Below are 24,408 nucleotides of genomic sequence, written 5' to 3' on the forward strand. Positions count from 1 at the left end.
CTCCCCAATGGCTCAAGGCCAGTAGGCCTTTTTCCCAATTTCATCGCTGGAAAATAGCGGCCGGTGGGTATCGCGTCCCTTTTTTGTGACAGGCAGGCGACAAATCGTCGCCGACGCACTATATGCGCGCGAAAGCCGTCCCGATGAGGGCGCACAGGATCGGCAGTGGACCATCAAAAACCCATGTTTACGACCAACCCGTTCGATGACGACAAATTGCGTGAGGAATGCGGCATTTTCGGCGTCTTCAACGCTGAAACCGCCTCCGCCATGGTGGCACTTGGCCTTCACGCGCTCCAGCATCGCGGCCAGGAAGCCGCGGGCATCACCAGTTGGGACGGCCATGATTTCCACACCCATCGGGCGATGGGGCATGTGGCCGGGAATTTCGACCGCGACGAAGTGATTCGGGGCCTTCCCGGCACCGCCGCCTGCGGCCATGTCCGCTATTCCACCACCGGCGAGACATCGCTCCGCAATGTCCAGCCGCTTTATGCGGAACTGAGTTCGGGCGGTTTCGCCGTCGCGCATAACGGCAACATCTCCAACGCCATGAAGCTGCGGCGGGAACTGATCCGCCGCGGTTCCATCTTCCAGTCGACCTCGGACACGGAAGTCATCATCCATCTGGTCGCCACGTCCACCTATCGCACGCTGCTCGACAAGTTCATCGATGCGCTGAAGCAGGTCGAGGGCGCCTATTCGCTGATCGTCATGACGCCCGAAGGCATGGTCGCCTGCCGCGACCCGCTGGGCATCCGGCCGCTGGTCATGGGCAAGCTGGGCGATTCGATCATCTTCGCTTCGGAAACCGTCGCCTTCGATGTGGTGGGCGCGGAGCATGTCCGCTCCATCGAACCGGGCGAACTGGTCATCGTCACCCATGACGGCGAGGTGCGCAGCCACCGTCCCTTCGGCGACACCCATGCCCGGCCCTGCATCTTCGAACATGTCTATTTCAGCCGTCCCGATTCGGTCGTGGACGGCTCCAGCGTCTATTCGGTCCGCAAGGCGATCGGCGCACAACTGGCCATCGAAAATCCGGTCGAGGCGGACTTCGTCATCCCCGTGCCCGACAGCGGCGTTCCGGCAGCAATCGGCTATGCCCAGCAATCGGGCATTCCCTTCGAGCTGGGCATCATCCGCTCGCACTATATCGGGCGCACCTTCATCCAGCCGGGCGACAAGGTCCGCCATCTGGGCGTGAAGCTGAAGCATAACGCCAATCGCGCCCTGATCGAGGGCAAGCGGATCGTCCTGATCGACGATTCGATCGTGCGCGGCACCACTTCGCTCAAGATCGTGCAGATGATGCGCGAGGCAGGCGCCAAGGAAGTGCACATGCGCATCGCCAGTCCGCCGACCAAGCATAGCTGCTTCTATGGCGTCGACACGCCGGAACGGACCAAGCTGCTGGCGCACCGTCTGGACATTGGCGGGATGCAGGACTTCATTCATGCCGACAGCCTGTCCTTCATCTCGATCGACGGCCTGTACAAGGCCTTGGGCGAGGCGAAGCGCGCCGACATACGGCCGCAATATTGCGACGCCTGCTTCACCGGCGACTATCCCACCACTCTGACCGACCAGGACGAAGCCGTGGTTCAGAACCAGCTCGAACTGCTGGCCGAACGAGTGGTCTGAACGCCTTTCCTACCGCTGGACGGACAGCCCGACGCTTTGCGGCCTCGGGCTTGCTCCTTCCTGACCCCATGAGGGATATTCATGTCGACCCAACCCCTTTCCGGCCAACCCCTTTCCGGTAAGCTCGCCCTCGTCACCGGAGCGAGCCGCGGCATCGGCGCCGCCACTGCGGAAGCGCTCGCCGCCGCCGGCGCCCATGTCATCCTGACCGCCCGCACCACGGGCGGGCTGGAAGAGGTGGAGGATCGCATTCACGAGGGCGGCGGCAATGCGACCATCGCGCCGCTGGACCTCATCGACGGCGAAAGCATCGGGCGATTGGCGCATGCCATTTCGGGTCGCTGGCAGGCGCTGGACATATTGGTCCTGAACGCGGCGACGCTGGGCAGCCTGGCTTCGGTTCCAGCCATCGACGCCAAGGAATTCGCCCGGTTGCTGACGCTCAACGTCGCCGCGCCCCAGGCGCTGATCGCGGCGTTCGACGGCATGCTGCGGGCGAGCGGCGATGCGCGCGTGGTGGCGATCACCTCTTCGGTCGGCGCGACGCCGCGCGCTTATTGGGGCGCCTATGGCGCTTCGAAGGCGGCGCTCGAAACCCTGGTCGGCGCCTATGGCGAAGAAGTGAAGAACATCTCCGCCATCCGCACCCATATCGTCGATCCGGGCGCCACCCGTACAGCGATGCGGGCGCGGGTCTTTCCGGGTGAAGACCCGGCGACGCTCAAGGAACCGGCTGCCGTGGGTCAGGCGATTCTCGATCTGGTGATTGCGGACACGCCCGACGGATACCGGACGCGTATCGATTAGAGGCTGAGCCTTGGGGATGACTGGATTGGCCGGTTGCGGGCATGGCACTTCCCCCATCCACCCGCCAAGGCCGCTAGAGCAGATTCCGATCCGATTGCATCGGCTCGACTGCTCTAAGTTTTTGTTTTATCGCGTTTTTCGAGTCAGCAGATGATTCCATCTGCTTGGAAAACGCTCTAGCCGAACTGAATTCCTCCCGCCCTAAGCCGGCTTCACCAGCGTGACCTGCGCGACATCGATGGTGCCGCCGCGAAAGCCGCCTTCGCAATACATCAGATAATAGCGCCATAGATCGACGAAATGCTGGTCGAAACCGGCCGGCAACCATCCCCTGTCGACCGCCCGGTCGAAGCGTTCGCGCCACCGCCGCAGCGTTTCGGCATAGTGCAGACCGAAGCGGCGTACATCACGCCACTCCAAACCATTCGCTTCGGCCAAGGCCCGGAAACGGCTTTCCGAAATCAGCATGCCACCGGGGAAGATATAGGTCTGGATGAAATCCGCGCCCCGGGCGTAGCCTTCGAAGATGGCGTCATCGATCAATATATATTGTATGGCCGCCCGCCCACCGGGCTTAAGCAGACGCTCGATCGCCCCGACATAGGCCGGCCAGTAACGTTGCCCGACTGCCTCCACCATTTCCACGCTGGCAATGGCGTCATATTGCCCCTGCGCGTCGCGATAGTCGCGCAATATGATGTTCGCTCCCGAGCCCAGGCGGTCACGTGCGAAATGCGCCTGTTCCACAGACAGGGTCAGCCCGTCATAACGGATCGGGCAACGCGCCATCGCCTGTTCGGCCAAGCCGCCCCAGCCGCAGCCGATTTCCAGCAGCGAATCGCCATCGCCGATGTCGAGCCGGTCGAGAATGGCGTCGACCTTCCGCTGCTGCGCCCGCTCCAGGCTTTCGATCCGGTCGTCCGGGTCGCGGAACAGGCCGCTGGAATAATGCATGCCCTTGTCGAGCCATGGCTGGTAGAAATCATTCCCCAGATCATAATGATAGGCGATGTTGCGCCGCGAACCCTTGCGGCTGTTGCGGCGCGCCCAATGGAACGCGCGCCCGATCCAGCGTGCCGGTCCATGCGGCCGGGCGACATTGCCCAGGCTGGCGGCATTGGCCATGAACAGGGCGAAGAGCGGAACCGGATCGGGACTAGTCCACTCTCCCCGGGCCCAGGCCCTGTACCAGCCCGCCGATCCCCCGGCGATCAGGCGAATCAGCGCCCGCCAGCGCAGCAGATGAACCTCGCATTCCGGTCCCGCTGCGCGGCCGCCGAGCAGGCGCCGGCTGCCGTCCGGCAGAATGGCGAGCAAAGAACCCTGTTCGAGCCCAAGGTCGATGCGGTCGAGCAATTTGTGGAACTGCCGGGCGGCGAGACGATCCGGCCAGCCATGGCTGCGGCGCTCCAGCGGTCGCCTGACCGGCACTGCGGCCCGGCCACGACGGGGTTCAATGGCGTTCATGCTTCCACTCTGCCCGATGGTTTACCGCGTCGCAATCATGGCCTGATCCCGCGCCATGCGGCGAGAGCCCGTTCACGCCCCTCCCGATGACCGATGCACTTGGCCGGATAATCGGACGGACGCGCGTCATGCGCTTCGGGGTCGTGAATGATGTCATCGTTCAGATGCGCCAGTTCCGGCACCCAGGCCCTGATATAGTCTGCGGCGTCGAACTTTCCCGACTGGGTCAGGGGCGCCATGATCCGCGAGAAGATATTGGCATCGACGCCGCTGCCTGCAACCCATTGCCAGTTGACGCTATTATTGGCGTAGCTCGCATCGACCAGCGTATCCCAGAACCAGCGCGCCCCATGCCGCCAGTCGATCAGCAGATGCTTGATCAGGAAGCTGGCCGCGATCATGCGCACCCGATTATGCATCCAGCCCGTCGTCCAGAGCTGCCGCATGCCGGCATCGACAATGGGATAGCCCGTGCGCCCTGTCTTCCACGCCTTGAAATCGGCACCAGCCTCGCGAAGATCGCGCCAGGGCATCGCGTCGAAGGCTGGCCGCGCATTTTCCGATCCATAGGCGGGCATGGCCCATATCTGCGTATGGGCATAGTCGCGCCAGATCAGTTCCTTGAGGAAGGTCGTCGCATCGCCGGGCGCTCCGGCAACCCGGCGCCAGACATAGGCGGGGGAGACCTCCCCGAAATGGAGGTGCGGCGACAGGCGAGAGCTCCCCTCCAGCGAGGGCAGGTTCCTGGCCCTGTCATAATCCGCCACCTGGTCGAGAAAGGCGGCGACATTGGCCCGCGCCCCCGCTTCCCCAGGAGTCCAGTCGCGTGAAAAGGCCCTGACCCAATCCGGCTTGGTCGGCAAAAGGTCCCATTGGTCCGCCGAATCGCTTTTCGGCCAACGTCCTGGCGCACCGATGCGCGAAGGCGCGCGAACCGGTTCGGCCGGCGGCATATGCTCCATCACGGCGCGGGCGAAGGGGGTATAGATCCGATAGCTGTTTCCTTCGCCCGTCCGCACCGCGCCGGGCGGCAGCAGCAATGTGCCGTCATGCAGGCACAGCTCCAGCCTTTTGGCGAGCGCCTTCTCCGCATTGCGCCACCAGGGTTCGTAATGATGCAGGGCATGCACGCGCCGGGCGCCCGTTTCCTCAGCGATCTGGACGATCTGATCGATGCAGTTTCCCTGCCTCAGGATCAGGCGCGATCCCTTCTCCCGAAGATTTTCGTCCAGGCTCTTCAGGCTATGGTGCAGCCACCAGCGCGACGCTCCGCCCATCTTCCATTGGCGCGGCGCCTGATCGTCCAGCACATAGACGGGAATCACCGGCCCTTCCTGCACGGCGGCTGCCAGTGCGGCCTGATCGGCAAGGCGCAGGTCCTGACGAAACCAGAGAATTACGGGGTCTGACATGCGATCGGGCATGCCATGGGCCGCCCGATGTTCCAAGCCCCCGCCCATTTGAAGCGATGCACAGCACAAATCGCCGCGTCAGGATTTTTCCGGCATGGACGCGCCGCCCCGCCCCGCTTATTCTTGCACTGCACAAAGCGACGGGCGGGCTGGAGCCCCCGGATGGCTTGTCGGGATTAACGACCAGGGACTATGATGGCTTCGATGCCGAATGATTCAGAACTCGCCTACCGGCCATGCGTCGGTGTCATGCTCGTCAACATGGATGGCAAGGTTTTCGTCGGTCAGCGGATCGATAATGCGGTGGAAGCCTGGCAGATGCCACAGGGCGGCATCGACGACGGCGAAGATATGAAGGCGGCTGCCCTTCGGGAACTGAACGAGGAGACCGGCATCGTTCGCGAGCATGTGGAGATCATCGCCAAGGCGCGCGAAGAGCATTTCTACGATCTGCCGCCGGAACTGATCGGCAAGCTGTGGGGCGGCAAATATCGCGGCCAGCGGCAATATTGGTTCCTTGCGCGTTTCCTGGGGTCGGATGAGGACATCGACATCCAGACGGCGCATCCTGAATTCCGCGAATGGAAATGGACGGAGCCGGAGAGCCTGCCTGACCTGATCGTGCCGTTCAAGCGCAAGCTGTATCGGGATATTCTCCAGGAATTCAGGGATTTGATCTGAAAACAAGGGTTAAAATCCGCCGCCATGCCGGTATGAGAAGGCGCATGCGTTACTGGCTGGCCGTTCTGCCCCTCTTCCTCTCCACCCCGGCGCTCGCCGATTACCCCGTGCTCCTGCCGCCATCGGTGCGGGAAATGCTGGAGGCGGCCATCGCCAACGGCAATGAGACCGAGATCGCGACCGTCGCGAAGATCGCCAAGCAGACCAATCCCGGTTCCGCCGACGAGATTCAGCGCATGGTCAACAGTTGGAAGGAACGGACCAAGGCGACGCAGGAAACCGTGATCCGCGAGGCGCGCTTCACGGAATTGTGGACGGGCAAGATCGAAGCGGGCGGCTTCCGCTCCACCGGCTCCACCAGCGAAATCGGCATCAGCGCCAGCGCAGCGGTCAAGCGCACCGGCATCCAATGGTCGCACAAGCTGGCCGCCAGCGTCGATTACCGGCGCGCCAACGGCGTGACCTCGCGCGAACGCTATACCGCCAGCTATGAGCCCCGCTATGAATTCGATCCACGGGGCTTCGCCTATGGATTGACGCAGTTCGAGCGGGATACGTCGATCGGCTATAACGCGCGCTACACCGCCTCGGCCGGCATCGGTTACAAGCTGATCGTCAGCGATCCGGTCGACCTCTCGCTGGATGCCGGTCCTTCGATCCGCCATGCCAAATATGTGACCGGAGAGCGGGAGACCAAATTGGGCGCCCGTGCGTCCATGGACTTCGCCTGGCGCCTGACCCCTGCGCTGACCTTCAGGCAGACAGCCTCCGGCTATGCCGAAAGCGACGTCTATACGCTGAATTCGCTAACCTCGCTGGTGACGAAGGTGGGAACACGCTGGTCGGCAGCCTTTTCCTACAATGTGCAATATGAATCGGAGACGCTGCTGTCGGCGCGGGATTCGGACACGATGAGTCGCCTGACCCTCACCTATGATTTCTAAGCGGTCGCCGACTTTCAGGACCAGGGGTGGAGGCGCGCCCTCCGCTCTGATAGGGTCGTCAGGATGAGAGGCATTTCGTCGTTCGAACGGAGCGTCATGGAAAGCGCCGCCGACGCGCCCATGCTCGCCCAGACTGAAAAATGGGCGGCGGTGAACAGCGGGTCGCGCAATCTTCCCGGTCTTGCGGCCATGGCGGCCATGCTTGCCGATGCCTTCGCCGGCCTGCCGGGCGCGATGTCCCTTGTCGATCCAGAGCCGGTGGAAACCGTCCGCCCCGACGGCCGTCTGGCGATGGTCGCGCATGGCAGCCACCTGCGCCTCTCGGTCAGGCCGGAGGCTCCGGTGCAGATCCTGCTCACCGGGCACATGGATACGGTCTTCCCCGCCGACCATGGCTTTCAGGCGCTGCGGTGGATCGATCCGGCGACGCTGAACGGACCGGGCGTCGCGGACATGAAGGGCGGGATCGCCGTCATGCTGGCGGCCTTGCGCGCGGTGGAAACCGCACCGGATGCAAGGCGGCTGGGCTATGACGTCATCATCAACAGCGATGAGGAGGTCGGCAGCCCTTCCTCGGCGGCGCTGTTGCGGCAGGTCGCGACGGGCAAGATCGCGGCCTTCACCTATGAACCGGCCCTGCCCGACGGCACGCTGGCCGGGGCCCGCGCCGGCAGCGGCAACTTCGCCATCGTCGTCACCGGACGAAGCGCGCATGCCGGGCGCAATCCGCAGGATGGCCGCAACGCGTTGCTCGCGGCCGCCGACCTGGCGTTGCGGCTAAAGGCGGCGAGCGGCGGCGGCTTTTCCTGCAATCCCGCGCGGATCGAGGGCGGCAGTCCCAATAATGTCGTGCCGGACCACGCGGTTCTGCACGTCAATTTCCGTCCGAAGACGCCTGCCGACGAGCAGGCCGCAGACGAACTGCTGAAGGACGCCATGGCGCGGATCGCCCTGGAGCATGAGGTGACGCTTCATCGGCATGGCGGCTTCGGCCGGCCGCCCAAGCCGATGGATGGGCGGGCGGAAGCCTTGTTCGGGCTCGTCCGGCAATGCGGCGCGGACCTGGGCCTTTCCATCGCCTGGCGGGATACCGGCGGGGTGTGCGACGGCAATAATATCGCGGCCTGCGGCGTGCCCGTGGTCGACACCATGGGCGTGCGGGGCGGCAATATCCACAGCGATTCGGAATATCTGATCGTCGACAGCCTGGCCGAACGGGCGCAACTATCGGCCCTGGCGCTGCTCCGCATCGTCCAGGGGCATTTCACCGGGGGGATGAAGGCGTGAGTTTTTTCATGCGCACAGCGCGCGCCGACGATTTGCAGACCCTTTATGAAATGGCGAAGCTGACCGGGGGCGGGTTCACCAACCTGCCGCCGGACCGGAAGTCGCTTGCCGCGAAGCTGGAGCGGACGGAACAGGCGCTGGCCCGGCAAGGCGAAGGGGTCGAGGACGAACTGATCGTCATGGTGCTGGAAAACAGCCAGACGGGTCAGGTCCGCGGCACCTGCCAGATATTCAGCAAGGTCGGGCAAAGCTGGCCCTTCTATTCCTATCGGCTGGGCGTTCTCACCCAACATAGCCGGGAGCTTTCGCGCACCTTCAGGGCGGAGATGCTCTCGCTCGTCACCGATCTGGAAGGGTCGACGGAAGTGGGCGGCCTGTTCCTTCACCCCCGCGAGCGTGCGGAGGGGCTGGGTCTGCTGCTGGCGCGCAGCCGCTATCTCTATATCCGCAACCATCGCGCCCGCTTCGGAGAGCGGATCATCGCAGAACTGCGGGGCGTGATCGACGAGGCAGGCGGTTCCCCCTTCTGGGACGGCCTCGCGGGGCGCTTCTTCGGCATGAGCTTTCAGGAGGCGGACGAGTTCAACGCGGTGAACGGCAACCAGTTCATCGCCGACCTGATGCCGAAGACGCCGATCTACACCGCCATGCTGACCGACACCGCGCGCGGCGTCATCGGCATGCCCCACCCCAATGGCCGCGCGGCCATGCGCATGCTGGAGACGGAGGGCTTCACCAATCCCGGCTATGTCGACATATTCGACGGCGGACCGACGATGGTGGGGCAAATCAATTCGCTGCGCACCATCGCCCATGCCTCCGACGCGGTGCTGGGCGCGGTGCACGAAAAGGGCGGAGACAAGATGCTGGTGACCACCGGACGGCTCGCGGATTTCCGCTGCACCTATGGCTTCGTGACGGAACGGGAGGATGGCGGCATATCGCTCGACCGGGCTTCCGCGGACCTGCTGGGGGTGGAACCGGGACAGACATTCACCATGGCGGAACGGGCATGACGGCAAGGGAGATCAATTTCGACGGCCTGGTGGGTCCCAGCCACAATTATGCGGGCCTCAGCCTGGGCAACCTTGCCTCCGCGCGCAACGCGGGCGCCATCTCCTATCCCCGAGCGGCGGCGCTCCAGGGGATAGAGAAGATGCGGTCCAACCTTCGCCTCGGGCTGCCGCAGGGGCTGTTCCTGCCCCAGTGGCGGCCGGATGGCGCCTGGCTGTCAGCCCTCGGGACCGATGTCGGCAATGCGGAGGCGCATATCCGCGCCGCCGCCATGTCGGCCTCCTCCATGTGGGCCGCCAATGCCGCGACCGTTTCGCCGGCGGCCGATACGGCCGATGGGCGCACGCACCTGACCGTCGCCAATCTCGTCACCATGCCGCATCGCAGCCATGAATGGCCGCAGACGCTGGCCCAGTTGCGCCTTGCCTTTTCCGACCGGAACGCCTTCGCCGTGCATGGCCCTGTCCCCGCCCCCTTCGGCGACGAGGGCGCGGCCAATCACATGCGCCTGTGCGACAGCCATGGCGAGGCAGGCGTCGAGGTGTTCGTCTATGGCCAGTCCGGCGGCCCCTTTCCCGCCCGCCAGCATGTCGAGGCGAGCAAGGCCGTCGCCCGGCTGCACCGGCTCGATCCGGATCGCACGCTGTTCGTCATGCAGTCGGAGGAAGCGATCGCGGCGGGCGCCTTCCACAATGACGTGGTCGCCGTCGCCAACGAACGCGTGCTCTTCACGCATGAACATGCCTTTGCGGACAAGGAGCGCTTCTACGCCGATCTCCGCGCCAGGCTGCCGTCGGTGGAGATCGTGGAGGTTCCCGCCAGCGCCATCAGCCTGTCAGACGCGATCCGCAGCTATATCTTCAATGCGCAGCTCGTCACCTTGCCCACGGGCGACCCTTCGAATTTGCCCGGGACAGGCATGGCGCTGATCCTGCCGACGGAGGCGCGGGATATGCCCGCCATCTGGAACTGGCTGGAGGAGATGGTCGCGGGCAACGGCCCCATTCGCAAGCTCGTGCCCGTCGACGTTCGCCAATCCATGGCCAATGGCGGCGGTCCTGCCTGCCTGCGCCTGCGCGTGGTGGCCGATCCTGCCAATATCGATCCCCGCTTCCTGGTGGACGAGGCGAAGCTGGACGGCATTGCCGACATCGTCCGCAACTATTGGCCAGAAGCCATAGCGCCAGAGGATCTGGCCGATACCCGGCTGATCGCCCGCATCGAACAATCATGGTTAACGGTTGTTGACCATTTGCAACTTTCAGGCGATCTAATCCCCTGACGGCGGGCAAGCCGAGTGGGACCGGATGGAACGGATCAAGCGCCTCTTCACGATCAAGACCAAGTTCGAGGCGTTTCTGGTGATTTACGCCCTGGCCCTTGGCGCCACCGAGCGCGGCTTCGTCTACATGCAGCAATATCCCGGCACCGGGGGGCATTTGCTGGCGCTGGCCTGCACCGGCAGCGTCTTCATGGCCGGCGGCATGATCCTGGACGCCGTGGAGATGCGGCACAGCGCCATTTAACTTGTATCTGCCGCCCGCTCCATGCAGGAGCGGCGTCATGGCTGCGATCATGCTTCAGGGAACGGGTTCGGACGTCGGCAAATCCTTGCTGGTGGCGGGCCTTTGCCGCGCGCTGGTGCGGCGCGGATACAGCGTCCGGCCCTTCAAGCCGCAGAATATGTCCAACAATGCCGCCGTCACCGCCGATGGCGGAGAAATCGGGCGGGCGCAGGCTCTTCAGGCCATGGCGGCAGGAATCGAGCCGCATACGGACATGAACCCGGTGCTGCTGAAGCCGCAGGCCGACCGCACGTCCCAGCTTGTCGTCCATGGCCTGGTGCGCGGCAAGCTAGGCAGCGAAAATTTCCGGTCTGCGCGCGGCGAATTGCTGGAGGCCGTACTGACCAGCTACCGCCGCTTGCAGGCGCAATGCGACATTGTCGTGGTGGAGGGCGCCGGATCGCCCGCAGAGGTGAACCTGCGCGCCGGCGACATCGCCAATATGGGCTTTGCGCGGGCCGCGAATGTGCCGGTGATCCTGGTGGGCGACATCGATCGCGGCGGCGTGATCGCGGCCGTCGCCGGAACAAGGGCAGTCATCGATCCCGCCGATGCGGCGATGATCCGGGGATTCCTGATCAACAAGTTCCGGGGCGACCCCGCGCTGTTCGAGGATGGTTATCGCCATATCGAGCAGTTGACCGGCTGGAAGGGCTTTGGCGTCATCCCCTGGCTCGGCCAGGCCAGCCGCTTACCCAGCGAGGATGCCGTGGTGCTCGAACGCCGGCAGGGCGGCGGCCACGAAAAGCTGCTGATCGCCTGCCCCATCCTGCCCCGGATCGCCAATTTCGACGATCTGGACCCGCTGAAACTGGAGCCGGGCGTCGAAGTCATGATGGTGCCGCCGGGCCAGCCCATTCCGGCGGAGGCCGCGCTCATCATCCTGCCGGGTTCCAAGGCGACGATCGCCGACCTGCAGGCGGTCCGTGATCAGGGATGGGACATCGACATTCTCGCCCATCGCCGGCGCGGGCGGCCGATATTGGGGATATGCGGCGGTTACCAGATGCTGGGCCGCAGGATAGACGATCCGGACGGGATCGAGGGGCCGCCTGGCGGCATCGAGGGGCTTGGCCTGCTGGACGTGGAAACCCGGCTGACGCAGGTCAAGACATTGGAAAGGACCGACGGAACCGCCATGAGCCAGGCCTTTTCGGGCTATGAGATGCATGTCGGACGGACGGACGGCGCCGATTGCGCGCGCCCATTCGCAATGCTGGAGGGCGGTCGTCCCGATGGCGCATCGAGCGGAGACGGCACGGTGATGGGCACCTATGTCCACGGCCTGTTCGCCAGCACCGCGCTGCGCGCCGCCTTTCTATCCCGCCTGGGGCATGAAGCCACATCGGAGGATTATCAGGCTTCGGTGCATGAAGCGCTGGACCAGATCGCAATGCAGTTGGAAGAGCATGTCGATGTGCAGGCGCTGATCCGGATCGCCACCGCCTGACCCGGTTGGAGCCTTGGCGGCGGGCCGGGCCATTACGGCACGCATGTGCACCTATGCTATTGGTTATATTTACCGAAAATCAGCAGGATAGTATAAGCAAAGCATAGGACATAGCGCCGACAGCATGGCGCGACATGGGGGCGAGGCGGAACTTATGTTGCGTGACCTTCATAAACCATCCGCTCCGATGAAGGCTGCCCTGTCATCATGCAGGCGCCACTTTCTTTCTTCCTTGATATTCAGCGCATTGATGAACGTCCTTTATATCGGACCCGTTCTCTACATGCTGCAAATCTATGATCGGGTCGTGACGGGACAGGGCAGACTTACCCTGTTCTTCCTGACAATCATCATCATCTTCGTGATCGGCACGCTCGCGCTGCTGGAGCAGGTGCGCTCCCGCCTGTTGGTGCGGGCCAGCATCCGCTTCGACCGGCAGCTTTCGGGGCTGCTGCTCGACACGACGCTGAGCGGACGCGGCTCGACGGGCGAGGCGATGAACCGACAGGCCCTCCGGGAGTTCGACACGCTCCGCCAGACGCTGACCGGGCCGACGATTCTGTCGATCTTCGATTTTCCCTGGAGCCCCATCTATGTCGTCGTCTGCTTCCTGATCCATCCGGCCATTGCGGCCATGGCGGTGGCCGGCGGCGGCGCGCTCCTCTTCATCGCGCTTTGCAATGAAAGGCGTACAAATGCGCCGCTGAAGCAGGCCAATGACGCCGCCAACAAGGCCTATGTCAGCCAGGAACAGACGATCGCGGGCGCGGAGGTGATCCGCGCGCTCGGCATGCGGAACGCGCTGGTCCGTCGGCACCTGCTCGAACGCCGGGCGATGCTGAACCTCCAGGCCCATGCCAGCTTCGCGGGCGGGCACTATGTCGCCATCAGCAAGTTCATCCGCCTCGCCCTGCAATCGCTGGCGCTGGGCCTGGGTGCGTGGCTGGCGATCAACGACCAGATTTCGGCGGGCGCGATCTTCGCTTCCTCCTTTCTGGTCGGCCGGGCGCTGGCGCCGATCGACCAATTGCTGGGCGCGTGGCGCAGCGTCGTCCATGCGCGGGCGAGCTATGCGACACTCAACGATCTGCTGGCCGCGAGGGATGCCGACATCGCCCTCACCCGGTTGCCCGCGCCGAACGGCCACATCGCGGTCGAACATCTGACCTGTTTCAACCCGGGCCAGGAAAGACCTGTGCTGGCCGACATCAGCTTCACGGTGGAGCCGGGGGAGGTCATCGCCATTGTCGGACCCAGCGGCGCGGGCAAATCGACCCTGCTGCGCATGCTGTCCGGCGCGGCGCGGCCGCTGCGCGGATCGATCCGCTATGACGGCGCGGACATCCAGGACTGGGAATCGGAGCGACTGGCGAGCTTCGTCGGCTATCTGCCGCAGGACACGTCCCTGTTCGCCGGGACCATCAAGGAGAATATCGCCCGCTTCGGCAATTTCCTGTCGGACGATGAGGAAGCGATAGACAATGCCGCCATCGAAGCCGCCCGGCTGAGCGGCGCGCATGACATGATCCAGCATCTGCCGGGCGGCTATAATCTGACGCTCGGTTGGGGCGGACGCGGCCTTTCCGCCGGGCAGGCGCAGCGCGTCGGTCTTGCGCGGGCGCTCTACGGTGCGCCGCCGCTGGTCTTTCTGGACGAACCCAATGCGCATCTCGACGCTGAGGGAGAGGTGCGGCTGGTCGCGACGCTGGCCGACCTCAAGAAAAGGAATGCGTCCGTCATCATCGTCGCCCATCGCATGGGGATATTGGGCGTGGTCGACAAGATCATGGTGATGCGTGACGGAAGGGTCGAGGCCTTTGGCGCACGCGACGACGTGCTGGGCCGTTTGAAGGCGATCCGGTCGGAAGAACGTCCCGCTCCCCAGACGGCGGAGGGGTAAGGCGCCATGGGAACTATTCAGATCAGGGATGCGGCCGGCGCCGTCGAGCTTTACTATCCCGCCGGAAACGGCGCGGAGATCATCGATGATCGGCCTGAGCGCGACATGCGCGCCGGCATGATCATCGCGGCGCTGTTCTTCGTCCTGTTTCTCGGCTGGGCGGCCTTTGCGCGGCTCGATGCGGCCGCCTATGCGCCAGGGCGGCTCACCGTGTCGGGCCAGCGACAATCGGTGCAGCATCGCGACGGCGGCGTGGTGGGCGCGATCTTCGTGAAGGAAGGCCAGCATGTCAGCCAAGGCCAGCCGCTGATGGAACTGGCCTCCGCCGAGGTGCGGGCGCAGGCGCGCATATTCGGCACGCAATATATCGAATTGAAGGCGCAGCGGGCAAGGTTGATTGCCGAGCAGCTTGGCGCAAGCCATGTCCTGTGGCCTGCCGAATTTGCGATGCTGAAGGGTCAGCTGAAGGCGGATGCGGAGGAGGCGATCCGCCTTCAGCTGACCCAGTTCGACGCGCGCAACTCCGTACTGGCGGCGCAGACCGGCGTGCTGCGCCAGCAGGCCAGTCAGGTGCAGCAGACGGCGCGCGGCTATCGTTCGCAACTGGCGGCCTCTTCAGAGCAGGCCCGCCTGATCGGAGAGGAACTGGAGAGCCTGCGCGGCGTGGCGGAAAAGGGGTTTGTGTCCCAATCCCGGATCAGGGCCCTGGAACGCGCAAGGGCCGATCTTCAGGGACAGGAGGGGCAATTTTCCGCCAGCATCGCCCGGTCCGGGGCGGAAGCGGGGGAAAACCGGCTGAAGGCGCTCGAAGCGGAAAAGGCCTATAAGGAACGCGCCTCATCGGAATTGCGCGACGTCGAATTCTCGCTCAACGAAGTGCTGCCCAAATATCGCGCCGCCAGGGATCAGCTTGCCCGGCTGCAAATCCGCGCACCCGCCACCGGCACCATCGTCGGCCTCAACGTCTTCACTGTCGGCGGCGTCATTTCCGCCGGCCAGAAGCTGATGGACATCGTTCCCGACCGGGCGGGCCTCGTCATAGAGGCGCGGATTTCGCCGGAAGACATTGACGACCTGAAAGTGGGGCAGCAGGCGCAGATCAGGTTCAGCAGCCTGCATGAACGCGACCTGCCGATCATGGACGGCCGGATCACGCGGCTTTCGGCCGACAGCTTCCAGGATGAAAAGGCGGGGGTCTCCTTCTACACCGCAGAGGTGATGGTGCCGCCGAAGGAACTGGACAGGATCAGGAGCGTGCGGGGGAAGGATTTCAGCCTGAAGGCAGGGATGCCGGTGCAGGTTCTGGTGCCGCTGCGGCGGCGGACCGCGCTCCAATATGCGCTGGAGCCGCTGACCCAGTCGCTCTGGCTGTCCTTCCGGGAGCATTGAGCCAGACGGTCATTGCAGTTCGGAAAAGCGGACCCGCGCGCCAAGCGCCTCGTAGATGTGCCGATATTCCGCGATGATGGCGCTGCGGTCATAATCCCGCACGACCCGCTCGCGCAGCGCTTCGCCCATCGCCCGGCGCAAGGAAGGCGAGCGCAGCAGATGCAGGATCGCCGCCGCCGTGCCCTCCGGGTTGACCAGTTCGGTGACGATGCCGCCCGGCCGGTCGATCCCAGGCGCCCGCCCCTCGATCATTTCCCGGCAACTGCCGACATCGGGCGCGACCACCGGCACCCCGCACGCGCCCCCTTCCAATATGACGAGCGGCTGGGCTTCCGACAGGCTGGTGAGGACGATCAGGTCGATCCGGGGCAGCCATTCCGCGACATTGACCCGCCCGGCAAATTGCACCGCATTGCCGATGCCCAGTTCAGCGACCAGCGCCTCGCAATCTGCGGCATAGTCCGCATCCTCATCGAGCGGCCCCAATATGGCGAAGCGGACTTCGGGCATGTCCGTCAGGACCAGCGCCGCCGCCCTGATGAAGGTCTTGACGTCCTTGATCGGCACGACCCGGCCGATCAGCGTCACCAGCGGCCGGGCGGGATCGCAGGCGCGCTCCATCGACGCGAAGCGCTCCGCATCGATGCCGTTGGGAATGACGCGCAGCCGTTCCTGCCGGGCGCCCAGGCGGCGCTGCGTCTGGTTGTTGGCCCCGTACAGCGCGATGATCGGGTCGCAGGCGTCGTAGCAGGCGCGGGTATAGGTCTGGAAGACCGCCAGCCACAGGTCGCGCAGATCATGCCCTTCCCGGTCGAGCGTCAGCCCGGTTTCGATCTGGTCCCCGATCCAGTCGGCCATCATGATCTCTATCTGCCGTTCCAGCATGTAGATTCCATGTTCGGTGATGAAGGCGGGATGGCCGGTCTCATAGGCGGCTCGCGCAGCCATCAGGCCCGCAAAGCCGGTGGATATGGTGTGATAGACCCGCGCTTTCGGCAAGGGCGCGAGCAGCATCTTGAGCAGCCCGCCCAGCAGCACCCGCATCGCCCAGAAGAAATGATGGAAGGAGGCCGAGCGGAAAGCCGTGTCGTAATAATGGGTGAAGAGGTCGAATATCTCCGGATTGGAGAGGAGATCGCCCGCGCCGGGGCACGGCTTCAATCCTTCCAGCGCCTGCCGCAGACGGATCAGTTCATCCTTGCCGCCCGTCGACAGGAAGGCGAGCAGCAGGCGGCCGATCCGCTTCATCTGCGACGCCGGATAGCGGCGCGGCAGGCAAGGTTCGATCAGCAGCGGGATTTCCACCACTTCGACGACATTGGGCGGCGGCGCCATGCGCCAGGGCTGCGCGCCATTGCCCGCCTTGATGGCGACGAGCGAAAATCGCAGGTCGGGCATGCTGAGGATCAGGTCCTGCAACCAGCTGGAAACGCCCCCGACGACAAATGGATAGGCGCCTTCGACGATCAGGCATATGTCGCTGTCCTGCCCCTCGGACATCATGACGCCGGCTCCACGTCCCCCCTGCGCGTGGGCCGGGCTTTGCCTGCCGGATGCCGTTCCAGCGCGCGCCTTATCCGGGCGCGCGCCGCCTGCAATGACCGACGCCTTATGTCACCGCTCTTCAGCAAGCCGGCAATCTCATCCAGCTTCCTGTTCGCGTCCTGACAGAGCCGAAGCCTCTGCCCCTGCGGCAGCAACTGGTTGAAGCAGCCATGATCGGCCAGCAGCATGGCAAGGGCATAGCGATCGTCCAGATGTTGGGCGGGGGCGATCCTCGCCTGCAATTCGCTGCGTTGCTGCGCCAGATTATAGCTGACCTGCGCGGCCGCAGCGGCGGCGAGCGCCCGGATGGTCTGGTCCTCGTCCGACAGGGCCATGACGATGAGGGGGGACAATCGCGGCTCGAAAGAGATCACGGCGGTTTCCAGGGCCCGGTAGCGGGCCTGCAGATTTCCGTAGCGGAGCATGGTGGCCAGTGAACCGATCTCGTCGCTTTCGGGATAACGCACACGATCGTCGAGTATCCGGCCAAGCCGCTCTACCGGCGACAGGTCGTTGACGTCCCGCCGCTTGCCCGTTCGGACGTCCCGATAGGCGATCTGCCTTTTCCGCCTCGACGGCCGGACCAGCGGCGCCAGAATCAGGCAGACCAGCATCCCGGCAGGCCCAATGGCGGCACCGATCGGCAGGGCGAAACGCTGGCGCACGCCCAGCCCATCCAGCCCTTTCATCATGATCAGCAGCGCGGCGCAGGAGAGCGCCAGATGGATGGGCGCGAACCAGAGGATGCTCCCCTCTCCCACCGCCAAACCGGTGAACAGCAGGAACAGATCGGCAGCCGAAAACAGGATGAGCAGGGCGATCAAGCCACTTTTCCTTCCGGCATCAGCCATTTCGTCGCAAAGGCCTGTTCACGCCCGAACAGCGCCGGGCATTTGCCGAGCAGGTCTGCAACCTGTAGCAGTTGCGCCACATAGGCCTCCGTGATCCTGATCCCGGCGGCGCTGTGGACGAGAATGATGGCCGCCAATCCTTCCTCCGCCCCCGCGACCGGCACGGCCAGAAGACCCCATTCAGACAGCAGCGGCCGGTCGGCGGCACGATCGGCCCGCAACGGCCTGGGCGTCGCCAGCATCGCCTGCGCCATCGGCGAGCGCGAAAGGTCCGGGGCCTGCCCCTGGGCCGTCTTGCCGCCGAATCGCGCCGTCACCTGGGCGCCGCGCACATCGTAGAAGGTGAAATCCTTCGTCTGCGCGGCGAGCGCGATCAGGCGGGCGACCGCGTCGGCCTGGCTTTCCGGATCGGGTTTGGAAAGGTCGAGACCGGCAGCCATGGCCTGTACGATCGTGCGCTGCCCGGTGGCGATCCGGACCTGCAGCTTGCGGTTGGTGTCGGTGAGACGGGCGATGATTTCCGCCAGCTTCTGCCAGTTGCGGTCCATCGCCTGATGCTGCCGTTCCTGATCGGCAATGCGGTTCCTGCGGCTGGCGGTCACCTCGCCCGTCACCAGGGCCGTCACCATCCACAGCATGGGCTGGATGGAGAGGCGCAGCTGCTGTTCGATATGATCCGTCGCGCCCGACAATGGGTTCGACCAGCGGAACCAGATGGCGGAGGCGATCGCGGCGGCGGCCAGCCCCGATCCGGTGCCATAGGTCGTCGCCATGACCAGCACCGGCAGCCAATAGGGATTGGGGTTGATGTCGGAAAAGGCATTGCCGCTCATCAATCCCTGGTCGATCGCCACCAGCGTGGCGAACAGGATCAGCATTTCCGCGCATTGCAGCAGGATGGGCCGCTTCTTCAGCATCAATGCCTCCCAAGAAAGCGAGTGAGCGCCACGCGCAGATAGAGTTGGCGTCCCGAAATGCCCGGCCGGCTGATCGAACTGATCCCGCCGCTCGCCTGAAGGCGCCAGCCCTCGCTCAGCCGCCCGGTCGCGCTGACGTTCGCGGTGGGGCCGTCGGTCTTGCCCTTGCGGTCGAAGGTCCAGCCTGCCGCGCCGCTGAGCTGCCAACCTGTCCAGGACATGCCGGACAGCAGTTGGAAGCTGTGATTTTCCCTGTCGCTGAGAGGGATATAGGCAAGGCCATTGGGCCGCAGCGCCCTGCGGCCGACATATTCCGCATCCAGCCGGTAGCTGACCGCCAGCGATGGCGATCCGCGGCGGAGCAGATAATCGAGGCCGCCCGCCACGGTGATGCTGCGCGTCCGGACGCCGGTGCCGGTCAATCCATAGCCATTCCAGCCGCCATCCGCCTGCACCGCCAGTTCCGGCGTCAGGCGGATCGTCCCCCCGATCCCCACGCGGCTGATATGACCGCCGAAGGTCGATTGCTCAGGCGTGGCGAGATCCGGCAGGCGGTAGGCGAGGACCAGCCTTCCCTGCCTTTCGGGAGGACCGGCGAACAGCCGAAGGCCGGCGCCCGCCACCTTTTCGTCCAACTGGGCACTGCCCTGAAACTCGATGCGGGAAACCGCGCCGAGATTGACGGTCGCGAACAGGTCCCCGATGGCGGAGCGGGACGTGCGGTTGGCAAGAATGCCGTTGGCGCCATGGACGGTGTCCGCTTCGGAGCGGAACCAGCGGACGCCAGCGCCGAGCGAGAGGCGGTTGTTGAACGGCACCAGCGCATTGAGGCCCGCCTCCGCCTGCCAGAAGACCTTGCCGCCGCGCGCCGTCACGGCCCCGGCGACATTGCCGCCCGATTCGGCCAATGTCTGCCGGGCAAAGGGATCGTCCGCGGCGAGATTGCGATAACGGGCCGCGCCAAGGGCCAGCGCGCCCTCCGCAACCTCCATGTCGCCCAGCAGGCGCTGGATTCGCTTGTCGCCGGGATATGCCGCCGCCAGCGGAGCAAGCCGCCGCCGCGCCAGGTCAGGATAGCCGGCGGCGGCATCGGCTTGCGCCCGGGCGATGGCGAGTTCGACGTCGAGATGCGACGTTTGCGGTTCGCCTGCGATGGGGGAGACAGGCGCTGGCTCCCCATCGGGCAGGAAACGGACGTGCAGCCCATGCTTGTCCGCCACCGCCTCCAGCTTCCGCCCCTCGGCGGCGCGCAGAACCAGACTCTCGTCATTCCAGCGCAAATCCGCCAGGTCCGCCCCGGCGGCGGCGGCGAAGTCCTTGAGGACGGCATCGGCAATCGGCCGGTCGAACCGGACGACCAGCTCATAGCCGCTGTCTTCCAGTTCGAGATGCACGTCCCCGCTCCATTGCAGGTCCACAGTCCTGACTTCCGATGCCGTCACATCCGTGTCGGGCGGCAATGCCGCGACCATGAGCGGCGGCGGCCCCATCAGCAGCAAGGCGGCGGCCAGTGGCGTCATGGCCGCAACACCTTCCGCGCACGTCCCGGATCACCCGCAGCGATAAGCAAGCGGGCCAGCATGATGTCGAGCTTGCGGTCTGCCGGAGTGGCCCGGCGCAGTGCCTCGACCATGGCCGTCGCCTCCGACGTCCGGCCCAGCCGGGTCAGCAGTTCCGCCCGCTCCACCGAAAGCGGCGAGGTGAGCGCCAGCGATCTTTCGATCCAGGGACGGGCCCCGGCTTCGCCCTTCAGCTTCGTCTGCGCATCGGCCATCAGGCTCAGCGCTGCCCGGTCATCGGGACGTTCGCGAAGATAGAAATTCAACTGGTCGGCGGTCGCCCGCGCATCCCCCCTGTTCCAGCCGTCCCAGGCAAGGCGAAGGCGATCCGACGGCTCGCAGGCGCTATTGGCGACGCGGGCGTTCACAAGCGCCAGATCATAATAGGCCGCTCTATCGGGCGGAACCTGCGCGCCGGCTACCGCCTTCAACTGCAGGGCGGAAAGGGTGCGGCCGTCGAGCAGCCGGTCGAGCGCCCGCGCCGCCGCCGCCCTGTCGCGCGCCGCATTGGCCAGTGCGATGCGCTGGACGAGCATGTCGCTGCTGTCGGCGGCGTCAGTCGCTTCCAGAAACGCCAGCGCGTCCGCAGGCCTTGCCCGCTCGACATAGGCCTGCGCCCATTTCGGATCGGCCAATGCCCGCGCCTTCAACCAGGCAAGATCCTGCGCGACAGGGCGCGGCCCCATGAGGTACAGCATGCGCGCATCGGACGGGTCATCGCTTTTGGCCGTCGATTGCTGCCGAAGCAGCGCGATGGCGTCCGACCGGAAACCCTTCTCCAGCAGGCGTTGCGCGATGGCGGGGCGGTCAGCGCCTGTCTCGGCCGCCCGACCCAGCAGCCATTGCCGTATTGCATCCCTGTTTCCGGACCCCATGATGATGCTTTCCCGCGCAGCATCGCGCCCCGTCGGCAGCATGGCGGCATAGCGAAGCGCCGAACGGATGTCGCCGGACCGCTGCGCCAGCGTCATGGCAAGCCAGGGGTTCCGGTCGCGCCAGCCCGGCGTCCCGGACCGGTCTATCCGGGCGATGAGGTCATAGCGCCCCGCACCACTCGCCCAGGACGCCAGATCGAGCGACTGTGCCGGGTCGAGCGGCGCTATGGCGCCATGCTCCGCCGCCAGGATCAGCAGATCGGGCTGGCCGAGCGCATAGCTGGCCTCGACCAGATCCTTGGCCGGAGCCGTTCCGGGATTCATGGCCGCCGCCCGAACCATGTCGGCGGCGCCCTGCGCGTCGCCGGCCTTGCGACGCAGGTCGAAGCGGAGGCGCCAATGGGCGGGGGCGGCGTGGTCCGGACGGCCCTCCAGAAAGGCAAGCGCGACCTCCGGACGGCCGCCCGCCATGATGTCATAGGTCAGCCTTGCGCTCGGAACCGGCGCGCCCTTCCCCGCCAGCGCATCCGCGAGTTGCCCCAGAACCTTCGCGTCGGCCGTCGTCACGGAAGCGTTCAACAACCGTTGAAGGTCCGGAGGAGAAAGCCTTTTCCCTTGCGCGAAGCGCTGCATCAGCATGGCCGCATCGGGTGGAGGCAAGGGGATGGCGACCGGCGGCGGCGCGAATGTCGCTCGCCGGATCGCATCGGCAATCTGCCAGTGGCTGGGCATCAGCAGCACCGCAGCGGCGAGCAGCAGCCCACCTCCCGCGATCGGTCCGATGACCGCCATGTTCGGGTGGCGCAGCGCTTCGATCTTCATGACAGGGGCTCCGGTATGAGCCGGTCGACGGCCAGGGTGGACACATAGGGCTGGAATCCGGCGGCGCGCTCCCGCGCATAGAGGCTGGCGATGGTGGCCTTGTCGCGCGGGTCCCAATAGTCGAGCGTGGCAAGCCCCAGACGGGGATTGATCCGCCGGGCTGCGAAAAGATGGTCCGCCTGCCATTGCCAGTCGTCGGCGGAGGTCATCTCATAGCGCCCCTCCGCGAAGTTCCAGCGCGACGCCATGGCTTCCGCCAGCACGAGGTCGATCTGACCCGCAACCTGCGGCAGCAGGGCATAGCCCCGGTTCATCATGATCGCCATGTCCGGAAAGCGCGTGCGAATGGCCTGCACCAGCCGCGCGGCGCCGGCCACCATGCCCTTGTTGCGGTCGGCATCCTGCCGCTCCAATGCCTCCGCATTGTCGAGCGTGTCCATGAAGATGCCGTCATAGCCCTTGCGCAATATGGCGGGGATCAGGCGATCGACCACAAGGGCGGTCCAGGCCGGATCGCGCAGGTCGACGAGCCGCGCCTGCGGCCAGTTCGGATTGGCCTGCCGCAGCGCGCCCGCCTTTTCCAGTTCTGCGGCGAAGGGACGACCGTCATGGACTTCCCCCAGGCTGATATAGCCCAGCAGGCGGCTGCCGGGGCCACGCAGCGGGGCAAGCGGGCGGGCGAAGTCGGGTTCCAGCACCAGAAGGCCGAAGCGGCGGGCGATGGCGGGATCGGTCGCTTCGCCATAATCCACCCCCCAGGCGTTGGCCCCGCCGATTTCGGGCAGGGCGCGGGCCGAAAGGCCGAACACCATGAGGGACAGCGCCAGCAGATCGCGGCGGCGGAAGGGAAGAACGCTCATGGCCAGAATCTCGCCCACAGGCCGCTATTGCCCGCCACCGCCGGATTATTGCCGACGAAGAGCAGATAGGTGAGCTTGCCCGTCGCCTCCGCCACCAGCGCGACGGCGAGCGAGGCTGCCGTCACCGCGCCCGCCAGATAGCCGAAGCCGAAGCCCGCGAAGCCGCTGTCGCGAAACAGCAGCGTGCCCGCCGCGCTCGCCAGCAGGAAGCTGCCCCAGACCGCCACGATCCGGCCGGCAAGGTCATAATAGGACAGGATGATGCTCATCTGGATCGCGACGAGGTGAAAGACGACGCCCACCGCCGTCAGCCGAAAGCCGAATATGCCGCGCGCGTTCATGTCGAGCAGGCGGATGATCTCCGGCGCGAGGACCCAGCAGAAGCCGGCCAGGATCGCCTGCTCGACCATCAGCAGGCGCAGGTCCAGCCGGATCGTCATGCCGACCTTCTGCCGCGCCTTTTCGATCCGGCGCCGGTTGGCCGTGCCCATGCAATGGCTCATCAGCGCCGCAAAGGCCCTGTCGAACCGCGTCTCCGTCGTGACGAGGATCAGCGTCAGGCCGGGAATCATCGTGAGCAGGCCGAGGAAGCTGGCCTGATCGTTGACCGGATTGACCCGCAGGGCGCCAACGGCCTGGACGCTGCCCGGCGCCCACCAGAGCAGCCATTTGTCGATCCAGATCGCCAGCGCGTTGGTCAACCCCGCCGCGCCCAGCGCCAGGACGCCGGGCGTCCTGCCGATCCAGCCCGGCCGCCATTCGGGACTGTTGGGAAAATCATCCCGTATCGCGGCGATCAGCAGCGCCAGCGTCACGATCAGACCCGCCGCGATCGCCGCAAGGACAGCGGCGGGCGCGGTCGGCCGGACCAGCGCCAGGCACAGGGCCACCATCGCGATCCCGCAAAGATAGGCCAGGAATATCGGCCGGTGCCGCCATGTCGCGTGCAGGAAGGGGCTGGCGATCCAGATTTGCGAGAACAGCGTCAGGATCGCGGTGGCCAGCAGGAACAGGTCCGGCCGCATCCCGCCGGCAAGGCCGAACAGCAGGCCCCCCGCGATCAGCGACGCCAGCGTCGCCCAGACCAGCGCCGCCAGCAGGATGGCGGGGATCGCGTCGCGTTCCCCCAGGTAGAAGCGATCCGACGCCATGCGGGTCGCGATCATCGCCAATGGCGCGGTGATCACCGTTGAAACGCCGAAGGCATAGACCAGGCTGGTCTGGATGATCGCATGATCGGCCGCAACCATGGTGGACCGCGTCCAGCCCTGTAGCAGGAAGACCGCGAGCGCGGTCATCAGCCACGGGCCGGAACTGACCACGGCCCCGTGGAAGGCGGCATTGGCGATCCCGCCCAAGCCGTCCTCCCGGGCTATCCGGTCCAGTCTGAAGCCGATGCCAGCCATTCCCCCGGCCCCG

General features: G+C 65.5%; 20 protein-coding genes. 11 read left to right on the forward strand and 9 right to left on the reverse strand.

Annotated features, from left to right (window positions below; genetic code table 11):
* Positions 1-183 precede the first annotated feature (183 nt).
* Together purF and A8G00_RS12810 are read left to right on the forward strand one after the other, a co-directional pair.
* A complete protein-coding gene (gene purF, locus A8G00_RS12805; RefSeq protein WP_044662385.1) occupies positions 184-1,644 on the forward strand; it encodes an amidophosphoribosyltransferase in 1,461 nt (486 codons plus the stop codon).
* Between the two features lie 81 nt (positions 1,645-1,725).
* On the forward strand, positions 1,726-2,451 hold the full coding sequence (locus A8G00_RS12810; protein ID WP_103000845.1) for an SDR family NAD(P)-dependent oxidoreductase: 726 nt from the start codon (positions 1,726-1,728) through the stop codon (positions 2,449-2,451).
* Positions 2,452-2,652: 201 nt separating this feature from the next.
* Here the strand turns inward: A8G00_RS12810 and A8G00_RS12815 are convergent, their stop codons facing one another.
* Together A8G00_RS12815 and A8G00_RS12820 are read right to left on the reverse strand one after the other, a co-directional pair.
* The gene (locus A8G00_RS12815) at positions 2,653-3,918 is read right to left on the reverse strand and encodes a cyclopropane-fatty-acyl-phospholipid synthase family protein (protein WP_103000846.1); all 1,266 of its coding nucleotides are present in this window, start codon (positions 3,916-3,918) and stop codon (positions 2,653-2,655) included.
* Between the two features lie 35 nt (positions 3,919-3,953).
* On the reverse strand, positions 3,954-5,330 hold the full coding sequence (locus A8G00_RS12820) for a deoxyribodipyrimidine photo-lyase (RefSeq protein ID WP_103000914.1): 1,377 nt from the start codon (positions 5,328-5,330) through the stop codon (positions 3,954-3,956).
* A gap of 195 nt (positions 5,331-5,525) precedes the next feature.
* On the opposite strand from A8G00_RS12820, the gene A8G00_RS12825 reads away from it, so the two are divergent.
* The 9 genes from A8G00_RS12825 (at position 5,526) to A8G00_RS12865 (ending at position 15,560) form a co-directional block, all read left to right on the forward strand.
* Positions 5,526-6,011, forward strand: coding sequence for an RNA pyrophosphohydrolase (locus A8G00_RS12825; protein WP_044663162.1), 486 nt, complete (start codon positions 5,526-5,528; stop codon positions 6,009-6,011).
* A gap of 44 nt (positions 6,012-6,055) precedes the next feature.
* Positions 6,056-6,955 carry a YdiY family protein gene (locus tag A8G00_RS12830; protein ID WP_103000847.1) on the forward strand — a complete coding sequence of 300 codons (900 nt, stop codon included), beginning with the start codon at positions 6,056-6,058 and terminating at the stop codon, positions 6,953-6,955.
* 63 nt (positions 6,956-7,018) lie between these two features.
* Positions 7,019-8,242 carry a hydrolase gene (locus A8G00_RS12835; protein ID WP_103000848.1) on the forward strand — a complete coding sequence of 408 codons (1,224 nt, stop codon included), beginning with the start codon at positions 7,019-7,021 and terminating at the stop codon, positions 8,240-8,242.
* Positions 8,239-9,258 carry an arginine N-succinyltransferase gene (locus tag A8G00_RS12840; protein ID WP_172451853.1) on the forward strand — a complete coding sequence of 340 codons (1,020 nt, stop codon included), beginning with the start codon at positions 8,239-8,241 and terminating at the stop codon, positions 9,256-9,258. The genes A8G00_RS12835 and A8G00_RS12840 overlap by 4 nt, the downstream gene beginning before the upstream one ends.
* Positions 9,255-10,538, forward strand: coding sequence for an N-succinylarginine dihydrolase (locus tag A8G00_RS12845; RefSeq protein WP_048577079.1), 1,284 nt, complete (start codon positions 9,255-9,257; stop codon positions 10,536-10,538). The genes A8G00_RS12840 and A8G00_RS12845 overlap by 4 nt, the downstream gene beginning before the upstream one ends.
* A gap of 25 nt (positions 10,539-10,563) precedes the next feature.
* Positions 10,564-10,782 carry a hypothetical protein gene (locus A8G00_RS12850; protein ID WP_025550071.1) on the forward strand — a complete coding sequence of 73 codons (219 nt, stop codon included), beginning with the start codon at positions 10,564-10,566 and terminating at the stop codon, positions 10,780-10,782.
* Between the two features lie 37 nt (positions 10,783-10,819).
* Entirely contained in the window at positions 10,820-12,271 is a 1,452-nt protein-coding gene (locus tag A8G00_RS12855) for a cobyric acid synthase (RefSeq protein WP_103000849.1), read from the forward strand.
* A 187-nt stretch (positions 12,272-12,458) separates the two neighbouring features.
* Positions 12,459-14,171 (forward strand): type I secretion system permease/ATPase, encoded by a 1,713-nt coding sequence (locus A8G00_RS12860; RefSeq protein ID WP_103000850.1) that lies wholly within the window; start codon positions 12,459-12,461, stop codon positions 14,169-14,171.
* Positions 14,172-14,177: 6 nt separating this feature from the next.
* A complete protein-coding gene (locus A8G00_RS12865; RefSeq protein ID WP_103000851.1) occupies positions 14,178-15,560 on the forward strand; it encodes an HlyD family type I secretion periplasmic adaptor subunit in 1,383 nt (460 codons plus the stop codon).
* Positions 15,561-15,569: 9 nt separating this feature from the next.
* Here A8G00_RS12865 and pelF read toward each other — a convergent pair whose 3' ends face one another.
* From pelF to pelG, 7 genes are read right to left on the reverse strand one after another with little or no spacing between them, the layout of a single operon-like run.
* A complete protein-coding gene (gene pelF / locus A8G00_RS12870; protein WP_103000852.1) occupies positions 15,570-17,063 on the reverse strand; it encodes a GT4 family glycosyltransferase PelF in 1,494 nt (497 codons plus the stop codon).
* Positions 17,060-17,929, reverse strand: coding sequence for a hypothetical protein (locus A8G00_RS12875; protein ID WP_061938506.1), 870 nt, complete (start codon positions 17,927-17,929; stop codon positions 17,060-17,062). Before A8G00_RS12875 ends, pelF begins: the two co-directional genes overlap by 4 nt.
* Positions 17,926-18,873 (reverse strand): hypothetical protein, encoded by a 948-nt coding sequence (locus A8G00_RS12880; RefSeq protein WP_103000853.1) that lies wholly within the window; start codon positions 18,871-18,873, stop codon positions 17,926-17,928. Before A8G00_RS12880 ends, A8G00_RS12875 begins: the two co-directional genes overlap by 4 nt.
* The gene (locus A8G00_RS12885) at positions 18,873-20,393 is read right to left on the reverse strand and encodes a hypothetical protein (protein WP_103000854.1); all 1,521 of its coding nucleotides are present in this window, start codon (positions 20,391-20,393) and stop codon (positions 18,873-18,875) included. The genes A8G00_RS12880 and A8G00_RS12885 overlap by 1 nt, the downstream gene beginning before the upstream one ends.
* The gene (locus tag A8G00_RS12890; protein ID WP_103000855.1) at positions 20,390-22,129 is read right to left on the reverse strand and encodes a hypothetical protein; all 1,740 of its coding nucleotides are present in this window, start codon (positions 22,127-22,129) and stop codon (positions 20,390-20,392) included. The genes A8G00_RS12885 and A8G00_RS12890 overlap by 4 nt, the downstream gene beginning before the upstream one ends.
* Positions 22,126-22,989: an endo alpha-1,4 polygalactosaminidase gene (locus A8G00_RS12895; protein ID WP_172451854.1), complete on the reverse strand. Its 864-nt coding sequence runs from the start codon at positions 22,987-22,989 to the stop codon at positions 22,126-22,128. Before A8G00_RS12895 ends, A8G00_RS12890 begins: the two co-directional genes overlap by 4 nt.
* Positions 22,986-24,395: an exopolysaccharide Pel transporter PelG gene (gene pelG, locus A8G00_RS12900; protein ID WP_025550062.1), complete on the reverse strand. Its 1,410-nt coding sequence runs from the start codon at positions 24,393-24,395 to the stop codon at positions 22,986-22,988. The genes A8G00_RS12895 and pelG overlap by 4 nt, the downstream gene beginning before the upstream one ends.
* Positions 24,396-24,408 lie beyond the last annotated feature (13 nt).

It is taken from the genome of Sphingobium sp. SA916, assembly GCF_002894065.1.
Classification (GTDB): Bacteria; Pseudomonadota; Alphaproteobacteria; order Sphingomonadales; family Sphingomonadaceae; genus Sphingobium; species Sphingobium fuliginis.

What these genes read in the sequence shown, in the direction of transcription:
- purF (WP_044662385.1), top strand. Translation starts at nt 184, where the DNA reads ATGTTTACGACCAACCCGTTCGATGACGACAAATTGCGTGAGGAATGC.
- A8G00_RS12810 (WP_103000845.1), top strand. Translation starts at nt 1,726, where the DNA reads ATGTCGACCCAACCCCTTTCCGGCCAACCCCTTTCCGGTAAGCTCGCC.
- A8G00_RS12815 (WP_103000846.1), bottom strand. Translation starts at nt 3,918, where the DNA reads ATGAACGCCATTGAACCCCGTCGTGGCCGGGCCGCAGTGCCGGTCAGG.
- A8G00_RS12820 (WP_103000914.1), bottom strand. Translation starts at nt 5,330, where the DNA reads ATGTCAGACCCCGTAATTCTCTGGTTTCGTCAGGACCTGCGCCTTGCC.
- A8G00_RS12825 (WP_044663162.1), top strand. Translation starts at nt 5,526, where the DNA reads ATGGCTTCGATGCCGAATGATTCAGAACTCGCCTACCGGCCATGCGTC.
- A8G00_RS12830 (WP_103000847.1), top strand. Translation starts at nt 6,056, where the DNA reads ATGCGTTACTGGCTGGCCGTTCTGCCCCTCTTCCTCTCCACCCCGGCG.
- A8G00_RS12835 (WP_103000848.1), top strand. Translation starts at nt 7,019, where the DNA reads ATGAGAGGCATTTCGTCGTTCGAACGGAGCGTCATGGAAAGCGCCGCC.
- A8G00_RS12845 (WP_048577079.1), top strand. Translation starts at nt 9,255, where the DNA reads ATGACGGCAAGGGAGATCAATTTCGACGGCCTGGTGGGTCCCAGCCAC.
- A8G00_RS12850 (WP_025550071.1), top strand. Translation starts at nt 10,564, where the DNA reads ATGGAACGGATCAAGCGCCTCTTCACGATCAAGACCAAGTTCGAGGCG.
- A8G00_RS12855 (WP_103000849.1), top strand. Translation starts at nt 10,820, where the DNA reads ATGGCTGCGATCATGCTTCAGGGAACGGGTTCGGACGTCGGCAAATCC.
- A8G00_RS12860 (WP_103000850.1), top strand. Translation starts at nt 12,459, where the DNA reads ATGAAGGCTGCCCTGTCATCATGCAGGCGCCACTTTCTTTCTTCCTTG.
- A8G00_RS12865 (WP_103000851.1), top strand. Translation starts at nt 14,178, where the DNA reads ATGGGAACTATTCAGATCAGGGATGCGGCCGGCGCCGTCGAGCTTTAC.
- pelF (WP_103000852.1), bottom strand. Translation starts at nt 17,063, where the DNA reads ATGATGTCCGAGGGGCAGGACAGCGACATATGCCTGATCGTCGAAGGC.
- A8G00_RS12880 (WP_103000853.1), bottom strand. Translation starts at nt 18,873, where the DNA reads ATGCTGAAGAAGCGGCCCATCCTGCTGCAATGCGCGGAAATGCTGATC.
- A8G00_RS12885 (WP_103000854.1), bottom strand. Translation starts at nt 20,393, where the DNA reads ATGACGCCACTGGCCGCCGCCTTGCTGCTGATGGGGCCGCCGCCGCTC.
- A8G00_RS12890 (WP_103000855.1), bottom strand. Translation starts at nt 22,129, where the DNA reads ATGAAGATCGAAGCGCTGCGCCACCCGAACATGGCGGTCATCGGACCG.
- A8G00_RS12895 (WP_172451854.1), bottom strand. Translation starts at nt 22,989, where the DNA reads ATGAGCGTTCTTCCCTTCCGCCGCCGCGATCTGCTGGCGCTGTCCCTC.
- pelG (WP_025550062.1), bottom strand. Translation starts at nt 24,395, where the DNA reads ATGGCTGGCATCGGCTTCAGACTGGACCGGATAGCCCGGGAGGACGGC.